The sequence below is a fragment of the Streptomyces sp. NPDC001135 genome (assembly GCF_053598395.1).
On record NZ_JBSFKD010000008.1, the window covers coordinates 108,148 to 127,770 of the forward strand.

Below are 19,623 nucleotides of genomic sequence, written 5' to 3' on the forward strand. Positions count from 1 at the left end.
GATGCCCAAAGATTTCAAAAGACCCAAAGAAGGGGAAAACAGCCATCCCCCTTCGGACGGTCCCGTGCCCGGTCTCGACGAGCGGATCACCGGGGCCCTCGTCGGAGCGGCCGTCGGCGACGCCCTCGGCGGTCCGGTGGAGGGCTACTCCCCGGAGCAGATCGCCGAGCGCCACGGCGGCCGTGTCCACGGCATCGTCGGCCCCTGGCACGGCGACGCCTGGCGCACCGCCCGCCCCGTCGCCCCGTACCACAAGGGCGACGGCCACGTCACCGACGACACCCTGATGACCCACGCCCTGATCCGGGTCTACGCCCAGGTCCGCGACCACCTCGACGCCTACTCGATCGCCGACCACCTGGTCCCGGACCTGATGACCAACCCGCGGTGGATCCCGGAACTGGAGACCGAGACGCTGCCCCTGCACCGCCTCTTCCTCGCCGAGAAGTGGCTCGTGACCCGGCTCGCCCACGGCCATGCCGACCCCCGCGAGGCGGGCGTCGGCAACATCGTCAACTGCGGCGCGACGATGTACATGGCCCCCGTCGGCCTGGTCAACGCCGCTCACCCGGCCGCCGCCTACGCCGAGGCGCTGGACATCGCCGGCGCGCACCAGTCGTCGTACGGCCGCGAGGCGGCCGGTGTCCTCGCCGCGGCCGTCGCCGCCGCGGCGGCACCGGGCGCGACCCCCGACTCCGTCGTCGGCGCCTGCCTGTCCCTGGCCAAGGACGGCACGCGCGCGGCGATCGAGAAGGTCTGCGAAGTGGCCCGCGAGCACACCGACTTCGAGTCGGCTCTACACCCCCTGCGCGCGGCGGTGGCCCCGTACGACACCGTCGGCCCGGACTACCGTGCGCCCTCGCTCGCCGCCCGCCGCCCCTCCCGGCTGCACGCGATCGAGGAACTGCCCATCGCGCTGGGCATGCTGCTGGTCGCCGGCGGCGACTACCGGCACGCGGTCCTCGGCGCGGTCAACTACGGCCGCGACTGCGACTCGATCGCCACGATGGCCGGTGCCCTCGCGGGCGCCCTCGGCTCACCCGTCCCGGAGGACTGGGCGAAGGCGGTCGCCGAGGCCAGCCGTCTGGACCTGTGGGAACCGGCCCGCACACTCACCGAGGTCACGCGGGAGGTCTTCGCACGCGACGTACGGCGGCGCCGCGCCCACGAGCGGGCGTTCACGGCCCTCGGAGGACCTGCATGCTCCGACTGACCTGGGTCCAGCCGGAGGACCTGCTGGGCCACGAACTCCGTCAGGCCCGCCTGGACGGCCGTGAGCCGTCCGCGATCGAGGCGCGCTGGCGGGCGGCGGGCGGCCCGGACGCGCCGCCGCGCGCGGGGGCGTCCACCCACCGGGCGTCCCGTTACCTGCGTCTGCTGGCCGAGGATCTGCTGGACGAACTGGCCGACCTGCCGAGCCGGTTGGCCGAGGACGAGCCGACGGACCTGGCCCGCATCAAGTCCCTGTGCCCGGACTGGCCGTCGTCCGACCGCGAGCAGGACATGGCTGGTCGCGCAGTACCCCGCACCCCTTCGGGGCGCCCCGCCCCGGCCGCCCTCGAAGCCGCCTGGCTCGGCCGGGCCATCGGCTGCCTCCTCGGCAAACCCGTCGAAAAGCTCCCCCTCGACGCCATCCGCGCCCTCGCCCGCGCAGCCGGCAACTGGCCCCTCACCACCTACTTCACCGCCGTCGGCGTCCCGGAAGACCTCCTCGCCGCCCACCCCTGGAACCGCCGCTCGGCCGGCACCTCCCTCGCCGAGAACATCGACGGCATGCCCGAGGACGACGACCTCAACTACCCCCTGCTCAATCTGCTGCTCCTCCAGCGCCACGGAAGGGGCTTCCGCACCGGCGACGTGGCCCGGATCTGGCTGGACGAACTCCCGCCCGGCCGCACCTTCACCGCCGAACGCATCGCCTACCGCAACCTCCTCTCCGGCATCGAACCCCCGCACACCGCCCGCCACCGCAACCCCTTCCGCGAGTGGATCGGCGCCCTGATCCGGGCCGACGTGCACGGCTGGACCAACCCCGGAGACCCGGCCGCCGCCGCCGGACAGGCGCACCGCGACGCGGTCCTCACCCACACCGCCAACGGCGTCTACGCGGCGATGTTCACGGCCGCCGCCATCGCCGCCGCCGCGAGTGGCACCCAGGACGTGCACGCCTGTCTGCGCACCGGCCGGAGCGTGATCCCGCCCCGTTCCCGGCTCGCGCGGGCGATCGACCACGCCGTCGAACTGGCCGGGTCGTACGAGGACTTCGACGATGTCGTGGACGAACTCCACGCCCGCTACTCCCCCGCCCACCACTGGGTGCACGCCCTCCCCAACACCGCCCTGATCACCGCCGCCCTCACCCACGCGGACGGCGATTTCACCGGCTCCGTCCGCCGTGCGGTGTCGGGCGGCTGGGACACCGACTCCAACGGCGCCACGGCCGGCAGCATCGCCGGACTGCTCGCGGGCACCCCGGCCGCCCTCCCCGACCGCTGGCGGGCCCCGCTGAAGAACCGGCTCGCCACCACCGTCGGCGACTTCGACGGCACCGGCTTCGACACCCTCGCCCATCTCACCCATCTGGAGGCGACCCGCTCATGACCCACATCGTCGTCCTCGGCAGCACGAACATGGACCTCGTCACCTATGTCGCGAAGGCACCACAGCGCGGCGAGACCGTGACGGGACGCGAATTCCACACCATCCCCGGCGGCAAGGGGTCCAACCAGGCGATCGCCGCCGCCCGCGCCGGCGCCACCGTCTCGATGATCGGCGCGGTCGGCAACGACGCCTTCGGCCTGCGGCTGCGCGACACCCTCGAACACTCCGGCGTGGACACCGACTTCCTGCGTACGGTCGAGGGCCCGTCCGGCACCGCCCACATCGTGGTGGACGACGAGGGCGCCAACTCCATCGTCGTCGTCCCCGGCGCGAACGGCACCGTCGACCACCTCTCCCCCGGCGACGAGGGCGTGATCGCCTCCGCCGACGCCCTGCTGCTGCAGTTGGAGATCCCGCTGGCCGCGGTCGTCGCGGGCGCCCAGGCGGCACACCGGCACGGGATCCGTACGGTCCTCACCCCGTCGCCCGCCCAGCCGCTGCCGCCCGAACTCCTCGCCGTCACCGACCTGTTGGTGCCCAACGAGTACGAGGCGGTCACGCTCACCGGCCGCACCGACCCCCGCGAGGCCGCCGCCGCCCTGCTGGACCTGGTGCCGGAGGTCGTCGTCACCCTGGGTGCGACCGGCAGCCTGTACCTGGCCCGGGGCACCGAGCCGCTCGTGATCCCCGCGCCGACGGTGACGGCTGTCGACTCCACGGGCGCCGGTGACACCTTCGTCGGCGCGCTCGCGGTGGCCCTCGCCGAGGAGAAACCGGTACGGGAGGCCCTGTCCTGGGCGGCGGCCGCCGCGGCGATCTCCGTCCAGCGGGCCGGGGCGTCGGCGTCGATGCCGTACCGCCCGGAGATCGACGCCCAGTGCACCGCATGAGTGCGGCACGTACGAGTACGACGACCCCGCCGCTGACCGGTCTGCGGGTGCTGGACCTGGCGACGCTGTTCGCGGGCCCGCTGGCCGCCACGCTGCTCGGTGACTTCGGCGCCGAGGTGATCAAGGTCGAGCATCCGGACCGGCCGGACCCCTCCCGCGGGCACGGCCCGGCCAAGCACGGCATCGGTCTGTGGTGGAAGGTGCTCGGCCGCAACAAGCGGACCATCACCCTGGACCTGTCCACGCCCGGCGGCCGTGCCGTCCTGCTCCGGCTCGCCGCCACCGCCGACGTGGTGATCGAGAACTTCCGCCCGGGGACCCTGGAGAAGTGGGAGCTGGGCTGGGAGGAGCTGTCGGCCGCCAACCCCCGGCTGCTCCTCGCCCGGGTGACGGCCTTCGGCCAGTTCGGCCCGTACGCGCACCGCCCCGGCTTCGGCACCCTCGCCGAGGCGATGAGCGGCTTCGCCGCGCTCACCGGCGAGCCGGAGGCACCACCGACGCTTCCGCCGTTCGGGCTCGCGGACTCGGTCGCGGGCCTGGCGACCGCCTGCGCCGTCCTCACGGCGCTGGCCGCACGGGAGCGCACCGGCGCCGGGCAGGTCGTCGACCTGGCGATCATCGAGCCGATGCTGTCGGTCCTCGGGCCGCACCCCACCTGGTACGACCAGCTCGGTCATGTGCAGGAACGCACCGGCAACCGCTCCGCGAACAACGCGCCGCGCAACACGTACCGCACCGCGGACGGGCTCTGGGTCGCGGTCTCCACCTCCGCGCAGTCCGTCGCGGAGCGGGTGATGCGCCTGGTGGGCCGCCCGGAGCTGATCGGGGAACCGTGGTTCGCCACCGGCGCGGACCGCGCCGCGCACGCCGACGTCCTGGACGAGGCGGTCGGCTCCTGGATCGCCGCCCGCCCCCGCGCCGAGGTCCTCGCGGCCTTCGAGAAGGCCGAGGCCGCGGCTGCCCCGGTCCATGACGTCCGGGACGTCATGGCCGACCCCCAGTACCAGGCCCTGGACACCATCACCACGGTCTTCGACCCCGAGCTGGGCCCGCTGCGTATGCAGAACGTGCTCTTCCGGCTCTCCGCGACCCCCGGCGTGATCCGCTGGGCCGGCCGCCCGCACGGCGCCGACACCGAGGCCGTGCTCACCGAGCTGGGTCTCACGCCGGCCGAGGTCGCCGGGCTGCGCGCGGAGGGAGCCCTGTGACCCGGGCCCCGCTCACCTGGCTCTACGTCCCCGGCGACCGCCCGCACGTGGTGACCAAGGCGCTGGCCGCGGGCGCCGACGTCGTGGTGATCGACCTGGAGGACGCGGTCGCCCAGGACCGCAAGGAGTACGCCCGCGCGGCCACGGCCGACCTCCTCACCGAGCCCCAGCCGGTCCCGGTGCACGTCCGCGTCAACGCCCTGGACGGCCCCTGGGCCGCCGGGGACCTGGCCGCCCTGGGTGCGCTCCCCGGCCTGTCGGGCCTGCGGCTCCCCAAGGTGACCGGCCCGGACGCGATCAGGCGGGTCGCCGCGGCCCTCCCCGTCCCGCTGTACGCCCTGCTGGAGACGGCCCTCGGCATCGAGCACGCCCATGCCATCGCCACCGCGCACCCCGCCCTGCGGGGTATCGCCCTCGGCGAGGCGGACCTGCGGGCCGACCTGGGGGTCCGGGCCGACGCGGGCCTCGACTGGCCGCGCTCCCGGGTGATCGTCGCCGCCCGTGCGGCCGGCCTCGCCCCACCACCCCAGTCGGTCCACCCCGACATCCGCGACCTGGACGGCCTCGCCGCCTCCTGCGCCCACGGCCGCGCCCTCGGCTTCCTGGGCCGCTCCGCGATCCACCCCCGGCAGCTGCCGGTGATCGAACGGGCCTACCTGCCCACACCGGCGGAGATCGACCACGCGGAGACGATCCTCAAGGCAGCGGCCACGAACGAGGGCGCCCAGGCCCTCCCCGACGGCCGTTTCATCGACGCGGCGGTGGTGGCCATGGCCCAGCGCACGCTGACGCTGGCGCACCGGGGCTGACCTCGCCCGCACACGCCGAGGGCGCCCGGGAGACCCCGGGCGCCCTCGGCGTCGTACGACCAGCCGTCAGCTCTTCTTCGTCGCCGACTCGGCCTCGTCCTTCGTCTCCGCGTCGGCGGGCTCGGCCCTGTCCTCGGCAGCGGCATCCGGCTCGGTCTTGTCCTCGGTCTTGTCCTCGGCCTCGGCAGCCGCATCCGGCGCGTCACCGGCCACCTCGGCGACGGCCTCGGGCTCCACCACGGCTTCCCTGCCCGGCCGCTTCTTCGACGACACGACGAGGTACGTCACCGCGAGCAGGAACACGATCAGCGCGGTCCAGACGTTGAGGCGGACGCCCAGGATGTGGTGGGCGTCGTCGACGCGCATGTACTCGATCCAGCCGCGCCCCGCGCAGTACGCGGCGACGTACAGGGCGAACGCGCGGCCGTGGCCCAGCGTGAAGCGGCGGTCGGCCCAGAGGACCAGCAGACCCACGCCGATGCACCACAGGGACTCGTAGAGGAACGTCGGGTGGTAGTAGCCCGGCACCCGGCCGCCCTCGGAGGAGGTGATGTGCAGTGCCCAGGGAACGTGGGTCTCGTGGCCGTACAGCTCCTGGTTGAACCAGTTGCCCCAGCGGCCGATGGCCTGTGCGAAGGCGATGCCGGGCGCGACGGCGTCGGCGTACGCCGGCATCGGGATGCCCCGGCGCCGCGCGCCGATCCACGCGCCGAGCGCGCCGAGCGCGATCGCGCCCCAGATGCCCAGGCCGCCCTCCCACACCTTGAAGGCGTCCACCCAGTCACGGCCGTCGCTGAAGTACAGCTCGTAGTCCGTGATCACGTGGTACAGCCGGCCGCCGACCAGGCCGAACGGCACCGCCCAGACCGCGATGTCGGCGACGGTACCGGCCCGTCCGCCGCGGGCGATCCAGCGCTTGTTGCCGAGCCAGACGGCCACGAAGACGCCGATGATGATGCAGAAGGCGTAGCCGCGCAGCGGGATGGGGCCGAGGTAGAGCACCCCGCGCGACGGGCTGGGAATGTAGGAAAGTTCCATGGCAGGTCCGACGCTACCGTGCCGGGCCGTGGGGACGGCAAGCAGCCCGGCTACGGGTCCATAACGGGGGCGTGAGAAAAACGGACGGGTCCGGGGCCGTCCTTACCCGCGGTCGGCCGCCTCCACCATCTGCTTGAGCTTGGCCGGGGTCATGGTCTGGTCCTGGTAGATGTTCTTCCCGCCGAGCAGGACCGTGGGCGTGCCGGTGAAGCCGCCGCCCTGGAAGGCCTTCTGGGACTTGTTCACCCAGCTGTCGTGGGTGCCGCCCTTGACGCACTTCTGGAAGGCCGGGGTGTTCAGACCGCCGACCTTTCCGGCCAGCTCGATCAGCTTGCCGTTGTCGGCGAACGCGTCGTCGGTCTCCTTGGGCTGGTTCGCGTACAGCACGTCGTGGTAGTCGCGGAACCTTCCGGTGTCCTGGGCGCAGGCCGCGGCGTTGGCCGCGCGCAGGGAGCCGGTGCCGCCGAGGTTGCCGTCGATCAGCCGGACCAGGTGGTAGTCGATTCTGAGCTTGCCGGAGTCGACCAGTTGGTGGAGCGTCGGGCGGTAGGCGATCTCGAAAGCCTGGCAGGCCGGGCAGCGGAGGTCCTCCCAGACGGTGAGCGTGGACTTGGCGCCGTCCTTGCCGACCGGGATCGCGAGGCTGTCCTTGCCCTGCGCGCCCGAGGGCGCCACGACCGGGCCCGCCTTCTGGCCCTTCTCCTTGCCGGCGTTCGCGGCGAGCACGCCGATCACCGCCGCGAGGCCCAGGACGCAGACGATGCTCGCGCCCACGATGAGCGTGCGCCGCCGCTTGTCCGCGGCCCTCTGCTTCTCGCGCTCGACCGCCAGCCGCTCCCGGGCGGTGCGCTTTCCGTCACGGTTCTTCTCACTCACACCCCCAGAACGAACCGGGGAGGCGCAGCGCGCCTCCCCGGTCCCAGGTCCACTCGTTCGAGTGACCGAATGTTCTGATAGGAAAACGACCGGCGGTCACGCCCGTCCGCGCACGCCCTTCGCCAGCTCCCCGGCCAGCTCGCGGACCGCCGCGAGACCCGAGGCGTGGTCGGGGGCGTCCAGCATCCGCTTCACGAACGCGGAGCCGACGATCACACCGTCGGCGAAGCCCGCGACCTCGGCGGCCTGGGCGGCGTTGGAGACGCCGAGTCCGACGCAGACGGGCAGGTCGGTGCCGGTGGCGCGGGTGCGCTCCACCAGGTTGTGGGCCTGCGCGCCGACGGATTCGCGGGTGCCGGTGACACCCATCAGCGAGGCCGCGTAGACGAAGCCGCTGCCCGCCGCGGTGATCCGGGCGAGCCGCTCGTCCTTGCTGCTCGGCGCCACGACGAAGACGGTCGCGAGGCCGTGCTTCTCGGCGTGCTCCCGCCACAGGGCCGACTCCTGCACCGGCAGGTCGGGCAGGATGCAGCCCGCGCCGCCCGCCTCGGCCAGCTCGGCGGTGAACCGCTCGACGCCGTAGCGGTCGATGGGGTTCCAGTACGTCATGACGAGCACGGGCTTGCCGGTCGCCGCGTGCGCCTCGCGGACCGTCCGCATGACGTCGGCGATCCTGACGCCGCCCCGCAGGGCGATGTCGTCGGCGGTCTGGATGACCGGGCCGTCGAGGACGGGGTCGCTGTGCGGCAGACCCACCTCCACGACATCCGCCCCGCCCTCGAAGACGGCCTTGATCGCCTCGATGCCGCCGTCCACGGTCGGGAACCCGGCCGGCAGGTAGGCGATGAGCGCGGACCGGCCCTCGGCCTTGGCGGCGGCGAGGGTGTCGGACAGCAGCTGGACGTTTCCGCTCACTTGGCGTCCCCCTCGATCTCGGCGGTGTCGGCTTGGTCGGCGGCCACCTCGGCGTCGGTGTCGTACAGGCCGAAGTAGCGGGCGGCGGTGTCCATGTCCTTGTCGCCGCGACCGGAGAGGTTGACGATGATCAGGCCGTCCTCGCCCAGCTCCCTGCCGACCTCCAGGGCGCCGGCCAGGGCGTGGGCGCTCTCGATGGCCGGGATGATCCCCTCGGTGCGGGACAGCAGGCGCAGGGCCTGCATGGCCGCGTCGTCGGTGATCGCGCGGTACTCGCCGCGGCCGGAGTCCTTCAGGTAGGAGTGCTCCGGTCCGATGCCCGGGTAGTCCAGGCCCGCCGAGATCGAGTACGGCTCGGTGATCTGGCCCTCGTCGTCCTGCAGCACGTAGGACCGGGAGCCGTGCAGGATGCCGGGCTCGCCCGCGGTCAGGGTGGCCGCGTGCTCTCCCGTCTCGATGCCGTGTCCGGCCGGCTCGCAGCCGATCAGGCGGACGCCCTCGTCGGGGATGAAGGCGTGGAAGAGTCCGATGGCGTTGGAGCCGCCGCCGACGCAGGCGATGGCGGCGTCCGGGAGGCGCCCGGCGCGCTCCAGCAGCTGGCGGCGGGCCTCGACACCGATGACCCGGTGGAAGTCGCGGACCATGGCCGGGAAGGGGTGCGGTCCGGCGACGGTCCCGAACAGGTAGTGCGTGTGGTCCACATTGGCGACCCAGTCGCGGAACGCCTCGTTGATCGCGTCCTTCAGGGTGCGGCTGCCGGACTTCACGGCGACGACCTCGGCGCCGAGCATGCGCATGCGGGCCACGTTCAGGGCCTGGCGCTGGGTGTCGACCTCGCCCATGTAGATGGTGCAGTCGAGGCCGAAGAGGGCACAGGCGGTGGCCGTGGCGACGCCGTGCTGGCCGGCGCCGGTCTCGGCGATGACCCGGGTCTTGCCCATCCGCTTGGTGAGCAGGGCCTGGCCGAGCACGTTGTTGATCTTGTGGGAGCCGGTGTGGTTGAGGTCCTCGCGCTTGAGGAACACACGGGCGCCACCCGCCTGCGCGGCGAAACGGGGCACCTCGGTCAGCGCCGACGGGCGCCCCGTGTAGTTGACGAGCAGGTCGTCGAGCTCGCGGGCGAACTCGGGGTCCTGCTTGGCCTTGTCGTACTCGACGGCGACCTCGTCGACGGCGGCGACGAGGGCCTCGGGGATGAACTTGCCGCCGAACACCCCGAAGTAGCCTTCGGAGCTGGGGACTTGACCCTCCGGGTCGGGGTAGAAGAAGTTGCTGGGCATGCCGAACCTCACGGTGAGTGCGTGTGAAAAGACACTATTCGCCGTGGGGCGTCGGGGTTGTCAGCCGGCTGCGGGCCTGTCGTGGCTGTTCGCGCCCGCGCGGCCGTAGCCGCACGTCAAAGAGAACCCCGCGCCCCTCGGGTCGGCTGCTGCCATCGCATGCCATTGACTTGCCCCGGCTCATCGCCGATGACGTAACGCACCCTGCGACCATGAACGCGCCGGGCCGGAGCACGGCAGCCCCTCGGGCGGCAGCCGCGCGCCAGGCGGGCGTACCGGTCCACGGTCGTCACGGTGAGAGTCATCGGAAACACAGCCTACCGGCGATCAGCCCCGCCCGTGCCGCAGAGCGGGGTGTTCGCCCGCGGCGACCAGGTCGGAGACGGCGGTCTTCGGGTCACGGCCGGTGACCAGGGACTCGCCGACCAGGACCGCGTCGGCACCGGCGTTGGCGTAGGCGATCAGGTCGTGCGGGCCACGGACACCGGACTCGGCGACCTTGACGATGTGGTCCGGGATCTCCGGCGCGACCCGCTCGAACGTGCCGCGGTCGACCTCCAGCGTCTTCAGGTTGCGCGCGTTGACGCCGATGATCCTGGCGCCCGCGTCCACGGCCCGCTCGACCTCGTCCTCGTCGTGGACCTCGACGAGGGGGGTGAGGCCGATGGAGACCGCGCGCTCGATCAGCGACTCCAGGGCCGGCTGGTCCAGGGCGGCCACGATCAGCAGCGCGAGGTCGGCGCCGTACGCCCGGGCCTCCCACAGCTGGTACGAGGTGACGATGAAGTCCTTGCGGAGCAGCGGGACGTCCACGCGCGCGCGGACGGCCTCGAGGTCGGCCAGCGAACCGCCGAAGCGGCGCTGTTCGGTGAGGACGGAGATGACGGCCGCACCGCCCGCCTCGTAGTCCGCGGCCAGCCCGGCAGGGTCGGCGATCGCGGCCAGCGCGCCCTTGGAGGGGCTGGAGCGCTTGACCTCGCAGATCACCTTCACGCCGTCGCCCTTGAGCGCGGCCACCCCGTCCTTGGCGGCGGGAGCCTTGGCCGCGCGCTCCTTGAGCTCGTCGAGGCTGACGCGTGCCTGCCGCTCCGCCAGGTCGGCACGGACTCCGTCGATGATCTCGTCGAGCACACTCACGCGAGCGGCCCCCTTTCAGACGGTGGTTCCTTCAGATTTTGAAAACTTGTGGTCACTGCGATGGTATCCGCAGCGGCGCGGAGCCCTCGCATCCGGTGGACGCCGGTCCCACCAGCTGGACGTCCGCCCGGTTGATCAGGGATGCAGCCAGCCTCCCGACGGCAGGTTCCGGACGACCGTGAACAGCAGGACCACCGCACCGGCGGTCCACAGGTGCACCGGTCCCAGGTCCACGCGCATCGGCCGCCCCCGCACCGCGCGGATCACCCACACGGTCCACAGCACGGCGAAGCCCAGGTAGGCGGCGACACCCAGCGCGTTGTCGCGCAGGGCGGCGAGGAGGTCACCGTGGACGAAGGCGTGCGCGCCGCGCAGGCCGCCGCAGCCGGGGCAGTACAGGCCGGTGAGCCGGTACAGCGGGCAGACGGGGTAGTGACCGGGTTCGTTCGGATCGACGGCACCGACGTATGCGAAGGCTCCGGTGACGGCGGTGAGGAGCCCGGCCGGGACGGCCAGGCGCCGCCACGGCGGGTCCGCGACGGCGTCGTGGGGGACGGCCTGCGGGACCGGGGGGCTGTCGGCGTTCACGCGACCATTGTCCCCCGCGGGCGGGCACCGTGCGCGGGGGCCGCACACCGCGAGGGGCGGCCCGCATCCTCTCCGGATGCGGGCCGCCCCTCGTGGAAGCGGTGGGTGCGCTCAGCTCTCCGCGCCGGCCGGCTCGGGGGTCGCCAGGGAGCCCCCGGTCATCTTGAGGGGCTTCGGGTCCGCGCCGAGGCCCATGGCCTTCATGATGCCGCCGACCACAGCGCCGCCGAGGATGAGCACCATGCCGGCCCAGAAGCCGACGGTGTTGGCCATCACCATGAAGGCGCCCGCGACGCAGAAACCGATGAAGGAAATGATGACACCGGTCCAGGCGGCCGGGGTGTGACCGTGGCCGTGGCTGCTGCCCGCCATGTCTGTGCTCCTCGTTGCTGTGTACGTGTCCCAGGGGAGCGTCGTACGTGTCGTACCGCTCCGAGCCCGCCCGTCACTGTCCGAGCCGGACGCTCGCCGTCCATTGTCCCGTACGCGCGCGGGTGGCGGACGCGGGGGTGGCGTCTGTTTCGCCACACCCGCGGCGGGGTTCAGGATCCCGTCGGGTCCTCGCCCCGGTCCAGGGCCTTCCAGATCTCCTCGGGCCGCTCCGGGTCGACCGGCCGGCCCTCGCGGCGCGGGCGGTCGGTGCCGCGCTCGTAGCGGCCGGACATGGCGGGCCACAGGCTGCCGTAGCGCAGCGCGAGCAGGCCGGCGAGCAGGATCAGCGCGCCGCCGACGGCCGCGACGTACGGCCAGCCGGTGTGGCTGAGCGCGGCGACGCCGGCGGAGGTGTCCCCGCTGGCCTGGGCGGCCTTCTCGTCCAGCGCGGAGCTGTCGGAGGCGGCGACGAGGGCGGCGGTGGCGATGCCGGCTCCGGACAGCGCGAGCAGCCCGGCGACGACGAGCCGGCCGGCCCTGCGGACGGCGAAGACGGCGACGAGCGCGGCGAGGCCCACTATGGCGAGGGCCGCGGGGACGCCCGTGACGTCGCTGCCCTTGGCGGTGAGCGGGAACGCGCCGCCGGCCACCGTCGCGGTGCCCTCCGCCCAGCGCTGCCGGGTTGCGAGCAGCGCCACGGCCGCGCCGAGCGCACCGCACAGGAGGGCGAGGGCGAGGCTCCGCCGGCCGGACCGGGTGGGTCGGGCCGCTTCCGGGCGGGGGTGAGGTACAGCAGCAGTCATGTACTCCACTATCGCGTCAACGGCCGCGAACCGGGACACCGGGGCTCACAACAGCGGACGCCACCGGCTGTGACGCCGCGTTCGCGTCCGGCCCGTCACCCCGTGGCCGCGCCACCGGTCCCCCGGCAGCCACCGCTCGGCCACCGGCTGGACGGTCGTCGGCGGCAGCAGCGGATCCGACGGCAGCCGCGGCGGCGCCGTGCGGGCTCGGCGTCCCGAACGGCACTGCCGCGTGCACCGGCTGAACCCGCCTACGAATCGAGCCTGTTGGCCGTGTGCACCGCGCGGAGGACCGCCGCCGCCTTGTTGCGGCACTCCTGGTCCTCGGCCACCGGGTCGGAGTCGGCGACGATGCCGGCTCCGGCCTGGACGTAGGCCGTGCCGTCCCTCAGGAGGGCCGTACGGATGGCGATCGCCGTGTCGGAGTCGCCGGCGAAGTCCAGGTAGCCGACACAGCCGCCGTACAGGCCGCGCCGGGACGGCTCCAGTTCGTCGATGATCTGCATCGCGCGGGGCTTGGGCGCGCCGGAGAGGGTGCCCGCCGGGAAGCAGGCGGTGAGCACGTCGAAGGCCGTACGGCCCTCGGCGACCTGGCCGGTGACGGTGGACACGATGTGCATCACGTGCGAGTAGCGCTCGATGGACATGAAGTCCACCACCTCGACCGAGCCGGGTTCGCAGACCCGGCCGAGGTCGTTGCGGCCGAGGTCGACGAGCATCAGGTGCTCGGCCCGCTCCTTCGGGTCGGCGAGCAGCTCGTCGGCGAGGGCCTGGTCCTCCTGCGGCGTGGTCCCGCGGGGGCGGGTGCCGGCGATGGGGTGGACCATCGCCCGCCCGTCCTCGACCTTCACCAGGGCTTCGGGGGACGAGCCGACGACGTCGAACCCGTCGAAGCGGAACAGGTACATGTACGGCGAGGGGTTCGTGGCCCGCAGGACGCGGTAGACGTCCAGGGCGCTCGCCGTGCACGGGGTTTCGAAGCGCTGCGACGGCACGACCTGGAAGGCCTCGCCCGCGCGGATGCGCTCCTTGATGTCCTCGACGGCCACCTGGAAGTCCGGGCCGCCCCAGAGCGCGGTGTACTCGGGCAGCTCGGAGGGCGGCAGGACGGCGGGCGGCTGGGCGACCGCGCGCGTGAGGTCGGCCTCCATGGCGTCGAGGCGGGCCACCGCGTCGGCGTAGGCCTCGTCCACCCCGGTGTCGAGGTCGTTGTGGTTGATCGCGTTGGCGATCAGCAGGACCGAGCCCTCCCAGTGGTCCATGACCGCGAGGTCGCTGGTCAGGAGCATGGTCAGCTCGGGCAGCCTCAGGTCGTCGCGCTCGCCGGGGCCGATCTTCTCCAGGCGGCGGACGATGTCGTAGCCCAGGTAGCCGACCATGCCGCCGGTGAAGGGCGGCAGGCCCTCCTGGTGGGGGGTGTGCAGGGCCTGGATCGTCGCCCGCAGGGCGGCCAGCGGGTCACCCTCGACGGGGACGCCGACCGGCGGGGTGCCGAGCCAGTGGGCCTGTCCGTCGCGCACGGTCAGCGTGGCGGCGCTGCGGACTCCCACGAAGGAGTAGCGGGACCAGGAGCGGCCGTTCTCCGCGGACTCCAGCAGGAAGGTGCCGGGGCGCTCCGCGGCGAGCTTGCGGTAGAGCGCGACCGGGGTGTCGCCGTCGGCGAGGAGCTTGCGCGTGACGGGGATGACGCGCCGGTCGGTGGCGAGCTTGCGGAAGGTCTCGAGGTCCATGACGGCTGACCTTACTGATCGGATGCCGGAGCGGCGGAACGGGCGTCGGTGCCGGGGTCCTCGAGGAGCACGTCCTCGTCGAAGCAGGTGCGCGCACCGGTGTGGCAGGCCGCGCCCAGCTGGTCGACCTTGACCAGCACGGTGTCGGCGTCGCAGTCCAGCGCGACCGACTTCACCCACTGGACGTGGCCCGAGGTGTCGCCCTTGACCCAGTACTCCTGGCGGCTGCGGGACCAGTAGGTGCAGCGGCCGGTGGTCAGCGTGCGGTGCAGCGCCTCGTCGTCCATCCAGCCGAGCATGAGCACCTCGCCGGTGTCGTACTGCTGGGCGATGGCGGGCAGGAGACCGTCGGAGCTGCGCTTGAGGCGGGCGGCGATCTCCGGGTCGAGGCTGCTGGGCCGGGGCGTGCCGGTCGTACTGGTCATGCGTGCCATTGTGCCGCGCGGCACCGACAGTGACCGGCTGTGTCCATTGGGCGGACCTTCGGCGGAGTCGTAGGCTGACTGCATGTCGACCTTTGCCAAGCGTGAACGGCTGCTGCTCGCCGACCTCTTGGAGACCGTCGGTCCGGACGCCGAGACCCTCTGCGAGGACTGGCGTACGCGGGACCTGGCCGCGCATGTGATCGTGCGCGAGCGCCGTCCGGACGCGGCCGGGGGCGCGCTGATCAAGCAACTCGCACCGCGCCTGGAGAAGGTGATGGCCGAGTACACCGCGAAGCCGTACGAGGAACTGATCCAGCTGATCCGTACCGGCCCGCCGCGCTTCTCGCCGTTCCAGCTCAAGCAGGTCGACGAGGCGGCCAACATCGTCGAGTTCTACGTCCACACCGAGGACGTCCGCCGCGCCCAGCCGGACTGGAGCCCGCGCGAGCTGGACCCGGTCTTCCAGGACGCCCTGTGGTCCCGGCTGGAGCGCACCGCCCGGCTGGTGGCCCGCGGGGTGCCGACGGGGCTGGTGCTGCGCCGTCCGGACGGGCAGACGGCGGTGGCGCACCGGGGTGCTCCGGTGGTGACGGTGACCGGAGAGCCGTCGGAGCTGCTGATGTTCGCCTTCGGCCGGCAGAACGCGGCGAAGGTGCAGGTGGACGGCGAGGCGGACGCGATCTCCAAGCTGCACGAGTCCAAGCAGCTGGGCCTGTGATCCGGACGGTCGGACGGCCGCCGGGACTTCGGGACGCACGGCCTGCGGCAACCGGCTCAGTCGGCTCAGCGGGCTCATGCGGAGGAGTGGACCGCAGTCAGCCGGGAAGTTCCGCGCGGCGCAGGGCCGGTACGACCAGGGCGACGAGCCCGCCGAGGCCGCAGACGGCGGCGCTGACCACGTAGACCGGTCCGAGCCCCCAGGCGCCGATCGCGGCGGCGGCGACGGGCATGCTCAGCGGGGTGAGGCCGAGGCTGATCAGGCTGGAGACGGCGGTGACGCGGCCCAGGCAGGCGGGGTCGGACCGGGTCTGCAGCAGGGCCCCGCACAGGGCGCCGCTGAGCCCGGTGAGCAGGCCGACGAGCAGGGCCGTGGCGACGGCCGCGGCCAGGGTCGGTACGAAGGCGAGGGCGCCGACGGCCACGGAGCCCGCGGCACACGCGCATCCGGTGACCAGTCCGGCGCGTGGCAGCCGTCCGCGGACCGTCAGCAGCAGCGAGGCGGCTCCCGCGCCGGTCCCGAACCCGGCCAGCACCCAGCCCATGCCGGAGGCGCCCCAGCCGCGATGGTCGGCGAGCAGGGTCAGGCCGACGTTCAGCGGGCCGACGAACCCCAGGTCGCCGAGGGCGATGACCAGCATCAGCGGGGCGAGGACGCGGTGGCGGCGGATGTACCGCAGACCGTCACGGAGGTCGCTCCACATCGTGCCGGTCACACCGGACGCGTCCTCCCGGACGGCCTCGGGCGCGACAGGTGCATCGCCCAACGCGCCCCCCGCCGCCCCGGACACGCCACCCCGGACCACCCCCGACACCGCAGATGCCTCACCGCACGCGCCCCCGGCCACCCCCGGCGCCGCAGGCATATCGCCCCACCCCGTCCCCGACGCCGCAGGCGTATCGCCCCCCGCCGTCCCCGGCGCCGCAGGTGCATCACCGCACGCGACCCCCGCCGCCCCGGACGCGTCAGCGCCGGTCACCTCCGTCTCCCCGAGGGTCCCGCTCTTCGGTACGTCCCGTATCCGTAGCGACAGCAGCAGGGGTACGGAGACGGCGATGAGCAGACCGGCGAGGGCGAAGGCCGCGGCCGCGCCGCCCAGGGCCACGCCGAGGCCGCCGAGCGGGGCACCGACGACGCTGGAGAAACGGACGGCCAGGCCGCGCAGGCCCTGGACCCGGGTGAGCTGGTCCTTCTCGGTGAGGCGGGCCGGGAGAGCGCCGACGGCGGGCACGAACACGGCGTCGACGGTGCCGAAGACAAGCGCCAGCAGGGCGAGCGGCCACAGGCCGGGGCGGGCGAGGGCCAGCAGGGCCGCCACGGCGAGGACGGCGGCGCAGCGCACCGCGTCGCTGCCGATGACGACCCGCCGCGGCCCGAACCGGTCGGCGACGACTCCCCCGCCCAGCATCAGCACGGCTCTGGGCAGCGCACTGGCCGACATCACCAGTCCGGCCTGTGCCGGCGTCCCGGCCCGCACGGCGGCCCAGGACAGGGCGAGGTAGTAGACGTTGTCGCCCAGCATCGAGGAGGTGTAGGCGGCGAGCCAGCGCCGGACGTCGGGGTCGCGGTGTGCCTGCGGTGCGGCCGTCGGCGGTATGAGCGTGGCGGTCACGGGCGGAGGGTCCTCTCAGACGCGGAACGGGAAGCCGTACACGTGCAGCGCGACGTGCTCGCGCCCTCGGGTGTCGCCGGCGGCCTCACGGGCGCGCCCCTGCTCGTCGTAGCGCTGGAGCAGGTCGTGCAGGTCCTTCTTCAGCCCGGCCAGTTCCTCGGCGGTCAGTCTGAGCAGCGACTCGGAGTCGTGGGCCGCCCCGTTCCACTCCGGGCCCCAGTGGGCGCGCTCGTCCAGGTACCTCCGGTACATCTCCGCGCGCTGTTCCAGGAACATCCGCGAGGCCGCCAGATGGGCGGCCACCTTCTCGGGGGCGTCCTGGAAGTCCTGGTCGCGGATGGAGACCCCTTCGGAGGACGGCTGCCACCAGCGCTCGCGGGCGTCCGCGCTGCGCGGCTCGGCCTCTTCCACGAGTCCGTGCTCGGCGAGCTTGCGCAGGTGGTAGCTGACCAGGGAGACGGCCTCGTCGACCTGTTCGGCGAGCTGGGACGCGGTGGCCGCCTCGGCGATGAACAGCAGCCGGTAGAGCTTCATGCGCAGGGGGTGCGCGAGGGCCTTGAGCGTCCCGATGTCGGTGATCCGCTGGTTCTCCTTGCTTGCCATGCCCACGACTGTAGATACGAAAGAAAAGTTGCACAACAAGTTTTGCGCAACTTCTCTTTCGTATCTGCGCGCAAGAAGGCCCCGGCCGCCCGAGGCGACCGGGGCCGACGCTCAGCGCAGCGTCACCGCACCGGGTGCCCGGCCTCCCGCAGCGTCTGCTTCACCTCGCCGATCCTCAGGTCGCCGAAGTGGAAGACCGACGCGGCCAGGACCGCGTCCGCGCCCGCCCGGACGGCCGGCGGGAAGTGGGCCAGTGCGCCGGCACCGCCGGACGCGATCACCGGGACGGTCACGTGCTTGCGGACGGCCGCGATCATCTCCAGGTCGTAGCCGTCCTTGGTGCCGTCCGCGTCCATCGAGTTCAGCAGGATCTCGCCCGCGCCCAGCTCGGCCGCCCGGTGTGCCCACTCCACCGCGTCGATGCCGGTGCCGCGCCGGCCGCCGTGGGTCGTCACCTCGAAGGAGCCCGACCCGGTGCGGCGGGCGTCCACCGACAGCACGAGCACCTGCCGGCCGAAGCGTTCGGCGATCTCGCGGATCAGGTCGGGACGGGCGATCGCGGCGGTGTTCACACCCACCTTGTCGGCGCCCGCCCGCAGCAGCTTGTCCACGTCCTCGGCCGTGCGGACGCCGCCGCCGACCGTCAGCGGGATGAACACCTGCTCGGCGGTGCGGCGCACCACGTCGTACGTCGTCTCCCGGTTGCCCGAGGACGCGGTGATGTCCAGGAACGTCAGCTCGTCGGCGCCCTCGGCGTCGTACACCTTCGCCATCTCGACGGGGTCGCCCGCGTCGCGCAGGTTCTGGAAGTTGACGCCCTTGACGACCCGGCCGTTGTCCACGTCCAGGCAGGGGATGACTCGGACCGCCAGGGTCATGAGGTCACAGCTCCTTACAAGGCCCTCAGCCTCTGAAGGCCTCTAGTTCCACTTCGACCAGGATGCGCGGGTCGACGAAGCCCTCGACGACCAGCAGGGTCGACACCGGGCGTACGGAGTCGAAGATCTCCTTGTGCGCCCGGCCGACGGCGTCCACGTCCCGCACATGGGTCAGGTACATCCGCGTACGGATGACGGAGTCGATGCCGAGTCCGAACTCGCCGATCGCCTCGATGGCGCCGGTGAAGGCCACCTTGGCCTGTTCGTACGGATCGCCCTCGCCGTACAGCACATCGCCCCGGAAGGACGTCGTGCCCGCCACCAGCACACGGTCGCCCGCCGCCGCGGCACGTGCGAAACCGAAACTCTCTTCCCAGGGGCTTCCGCTCTGCACGCGCCGCACGGCATCACTCATGACGACACAGCCTCCAAGGCCTCTTCCAGGGTGAACGCCTTCGCGTAAAGGGCCTTCCCGACGATGGAGCCCTCGACACCGAGGGGTACCAGCTCGGCGATGGCGCGCAGGTCGTCCAGGGACGACACGCCGCCCGAGGCCACGACCGGGCGGTCCGTCGCCGCGCACACGTTCTTCAGCAGCTCCAGGTTGGGGCCCTGCAGCGTGCCGTCCTTGGCGATGTCGGTGACGACGTAGCGGGCGCAGCCCTCCTTGTCGAGGCGCTCCAGCGTCTCGTAGAGGTCGCCGCCGTCGCGGGTCCAGCCGCGGCCGCGTAGGGTGGTGCCCCGCACGTCCAGGCCGACCGCGATCTTGTCGCCGTGCTCGGCGATGACCTTGGCCACCCACTCCGGGGTCTCCAGCGCCGCCGTGCCCAGGTTCACGCGCGTGCAGCCGGTGGCCAGGGCGGCGGCCAGGGAGGCGTCGTCGCGGATGCCGCCGGACAGCTCCACCTTGATGTCCATCGCCCTGGCGACCTCGGCGATCAGCTCCCGGTTGTCCCCCGTGCCGAACGCGGCGTCCAGGTCGACCAGGTGCAGCCACTCGGCGCCGGAACGCTGCCAGGCGAGGGCGGCCTCCAGCGGGGAGCCGTAGGAGGTCTCGGTGCCGGACTCGCCGTGCACGAGGCGGACGGCCTGGCCGTCACGGACGTCGACCGCGGGGAGGAGTTCGAGCTTGGCCATGGT

General features: G+C 73.0%; 22 protein-coding genes. 6 read left to right on the plus strand and 16 right to left on the minus strand.

The genetic code is table 11. The features are described 5' to 3' along the window. The first annotated feature begins 1 nt into the window (after window position 1). From ACWC94_RS12875 to ACWC94_RS12895, 5 genes are read left to right on the plus strand one after another with little or no spacing between them, the layout of a single operon-like run. Window positions 2-1,213, plus strand: a complete 1,212-nt coding sequence (locus ACWC94_RS12875; RefSeq protein WP_450796681.1) for an ADP-ribosylglycohydrolase family protein — start codon at window positions 2-4, stop codon at window positions 1,211-1,213. Beyond that, window positions 1,201-2,601 (plus strand): ADP-ribosylglycohydrolase family protein, encoded by a 1,401-nt coding sequence (locus tag ACWC94_RS12880; RefSeq protein ID WP_450796556.1) that lies wholly within the window; start codon window positions 1,201-1,203, stop codon window positions 2,599-2,601. Before ACWC94_RS12875 ends, ACWC94_RS12880 begins: the two co-directional genes overlap by 13 nt. After that, window positions 2,598-3,491: a ribokinase gene (rbsK, locus tag ACWC94_RS12885; RefSeq protein WP_450796557.1), complete on the plus strand. Its 894-nt coding sequence runs from the start codon at window positions 2,598-2,600 to the stop codon at window positions 3,489-3,491. Before ACWC94_RS12880 ends, rbsK begins: the two co-directional genes overlap by 4 nt. After that, a complete protein-coding gene (locus ACWC94_RS12890; RefSeq protein WP_450796558.1) occupies window positions 3,488-4,699 on the plus strand; it encodes a CaiB/BaiF CoA transferase family protein in 1,212 nt (403 codons plus the stop codon). The genes rbsK and ACWC94_RS12890 overlap by 4 nt, the downstream gene beginning before the upstream one ends. Further along, window positions 4,696-5,508 (plus strand): HpcH/HpaI aldolase/citrate lyase family protein, encoded by an 813-nt coding sequence (locus ACWC94_RS12895; protein ID WP_450796559.1) that lies wholly within the window; start codon window positions 4,696-4,698, stop codon window positions 5,506-5,508. The genes ACWC94_RS12890 and ACWC94_RS12895 overlap by 4 nt, the downstream gene beginning before the upstream one ends. A 66-nt stretch (window positions 5,509-5,574) precedes the next feature. On the opposite strand, the gene lgt is transcribed toward ACWC94_RS12895, so the two are convergent. From lgt to hisI, 11 genes are all read right to left on the minus strand, one after another. After that, complete coding sequence (gene lgt / locus ACWC94_RS12900) at window positions 5,575-6,546, minus strand: prolipoprotein diacylglyceryl transferase (protein ID WP_450796560.1); 972 nt, start codon at window positions 6,544-6,546, stop codon at window positions 5,575-5,577. Window positions 6,547-6,648: 102 nt separating this feature from the next. After that, window positions 6,649-7,422, minus strand: a complete 774-nt coding sequence (locus ACWC94_RS12905; RefSeq protein ID WP_450796561.1) for a DsbA family protein — start codon at window positions 7,420-7,422, stop codon at window positions 6,649-6,651. Between the two features lie 96 nt (window positions 7,423-7,518). Further along, the gene (trpA, locus tag ACWC94_RS12910) at window positions 7,519-8,337 is read right to left on the minus strand and encodes a tryptophan synthase subunit alpha (protein ID WP_450796562.1); all 819 of its coding nucleotides are present in this window, start codon (window positions 8,335-8,337) and stop codon (window positions 7,519-7,521) included. Beyond that, the gene (trpB, locus tag ACWC94_RS12915) at window positions 8,334-9,617 is read right to left on the minus strand and encodes a tryptophan synthase subunit beta (protein ID WP_450796563.1); all 1,284 of its coding nucleotides are present in this window, start codon (window positions 9,615-9,617) and stop codon (window positions 8,334-8,336) included. The genes trpA and trpB overlap by 4 nt, the downstream gene beginning before the upstream one ends. A gap of 116 nt (window positions 9,618-9,733) precedes the next feature. Then, the gene (gene trpM / locus ACWC94_RS12920) at window positions 9,734-9,922 is read right to left on the minus strand and encodes a tryptophan biosynthesis modulator TrpM (protein WP_450796564.1); all 189 of its coding nucleotides are present in this window, start codon (window positions 9,920-9,922) and stop codon (window positions 9,734-9,736) included. Window positions 9,923-9,944: 22 nt separating this feature from the next. Then, window positions 9,945-10,754 (minus strand): indole-3-glycerol phosphate synthase TrpC, encoded by an 810-nt coding sequence (trpC, locus tag ACWC94_RS12925; RefSeq protein ID WP_450796565.1) that lies wholly within the window; start codon window positions 10,752-10,754, stop codon window positions 9,945-9,947. 135 nt (window positions 10,755-10,889) lie between these two features. Continuing rightward, the gene (locus ACWC94_RS12930) at window positions 10,890-11,342 is read right to left on the minus strand and encodes a DUF2752 domain-containing protein (protein ID WP_450796566.1); all 453 of its coding nucleotides are present in this window, start codon (window positions 11,340-11,342) and stop codon (window positions 10,890-10,892) included. Between the two features lie 111 nt (window positions 11,343-11,453). Continuing rightward, window positions 11,454-11,714 (minus strand): HGxxPAAW family protein, encoded by a 261-nt coding sequence (locus ACWC94_RS12935; RefSeq protein ID WP_450796567.1) that lies wholly within the window; start codon window positions 11,712-11,714, stop codon window positions 11,454-11,456. Between the two features lie 170 nt (window positions 11,715-11,884). Further along, window positions 11,885-12,526, minus strand: a complete 642-nt coding sequence (locus ACWC94_RS12940; protein ID WP_450796568.1) for a TIGR02234 family membrane protein — start codon at window positions 12,524-12,526, stop codon at window positions 11,885-11,887. 242 nt (window positions 12,527-12,768) lie between these two features. After that, window positions 12,769-14,247, minus strand: a complete 1,479-nt coding sequence (locus ACWC94_RS12945; protein ID WP_450796569.1) for an anthranilate synthase component I — start codon at window positions 14,245-14,247, stop codon at window positions 12,769-12,771. 11 nt (window positions 14,248-14,258) lie between these two features. Then, entirely contained in the window at window positions 14,259-14,672 is a 414-nt protein-coding gene (gene hisI, locus ACWC94_RS12950) for a phosphoribosyl-AMP cyclohydrolase (RefSeq protein ID WP_450796570.1), read from the minus strand. A gap of 82 nt (window positions 14,673-14,754) precedes the next feature. Here hisI and ACWC94_RS12955 point away from each other — a divergent pair, with 82 nt between their 5' ends. Continuing rightward, on the plus strand, window positions 14,755-15,390 hold the full coding sequence (locus ACWC94_RS12955) for a TIGR03085 family metal-binding protein (protein WP_450796571.1): 636 nt from the start codon (window positions 14,755-14,757) through the stop codon (window positions 15,388-15,390). A 97-nt stretch (window positions 15,391-15,487) separates the two neighbouring features. Here ACWC94_RS12955 and ACWC94_RS12960 read toward each other — a convergent pair whose 3' ends face one another. From ACWC94_RS12960 to priA, 5 genes are all read right to left on the minus strand, one after another. Further along, on the minus strand, window positions 15,488-17,002 hold the full coding sequence (locus ACWC94_RS12960; RefSeq protein WP_450796572.1) for an MFS transporter: 1,515 nt from the start codon (window positions 17,000-17,002) through the stop codon (window positions 15,488-15,490). 15 nt (window positions 17,003-17,017) lie between these two features. Next, complete coding sequence (locus ACWC94_RS12965) at window positions 17,018-17,605, minus strand: ArsR/SmtB family transcription factor (protein ID WP_450796573.1); 588 nt, start codon at window positions 17,603-17,605, stop codon at window positions 17,018-17,020. Window positions 17,606-17,727: 122 nt separating this feature from the next. Beyond that, window positions 17,728-18,483 carry an imidazole glycerol phosphate synthase subunit HisF gene (gene hisF, locus ACWC94_RS12970; RefSeq protein ID WP_450796574.1) on the minus strand — a complete coding sequence of 252 codons (756 nt, stop codon included), beginning with the start codon at window positions 18,481-18,483 and terminating at the stop codon, window positions 17,728-17,730. 25 nt (window positions 18,484-18,508) lie between these two features. Beyond that, a complete protein-coding gene (locus ACWC94_RS12975; protein WP_450796575.1) occupies window positions 18,509-18,898 on the minus strand; it encodes a RidA family protein in 390 nt (129 codons plus the stop codon). Continuing rightward, on the minus strand, window positions 18,895-19,620 hold the full coding sequence (priA, locus tag ACWC94_RS12980) for a bifunctional 1-(5-phosphoribosyl)-5-((5-phosphoribosylamino)methylideneamino)imidazole-4-carboxamide isomerase/phosphoribosylanthranilate isomerase PriA (RefSeq protein WP_363213572.1): 726 nt from the start codon (window positions 19,618-19,620) through the stop codon (window positions 18,895-18,897). The genes ACWC94_RS12975 and priA overlap by 4 nt, the downstream gene beginning before the upstream one ends. Between the last annotated feature and the right edge of the window lie 3 nt (window positions 19,621-19,623).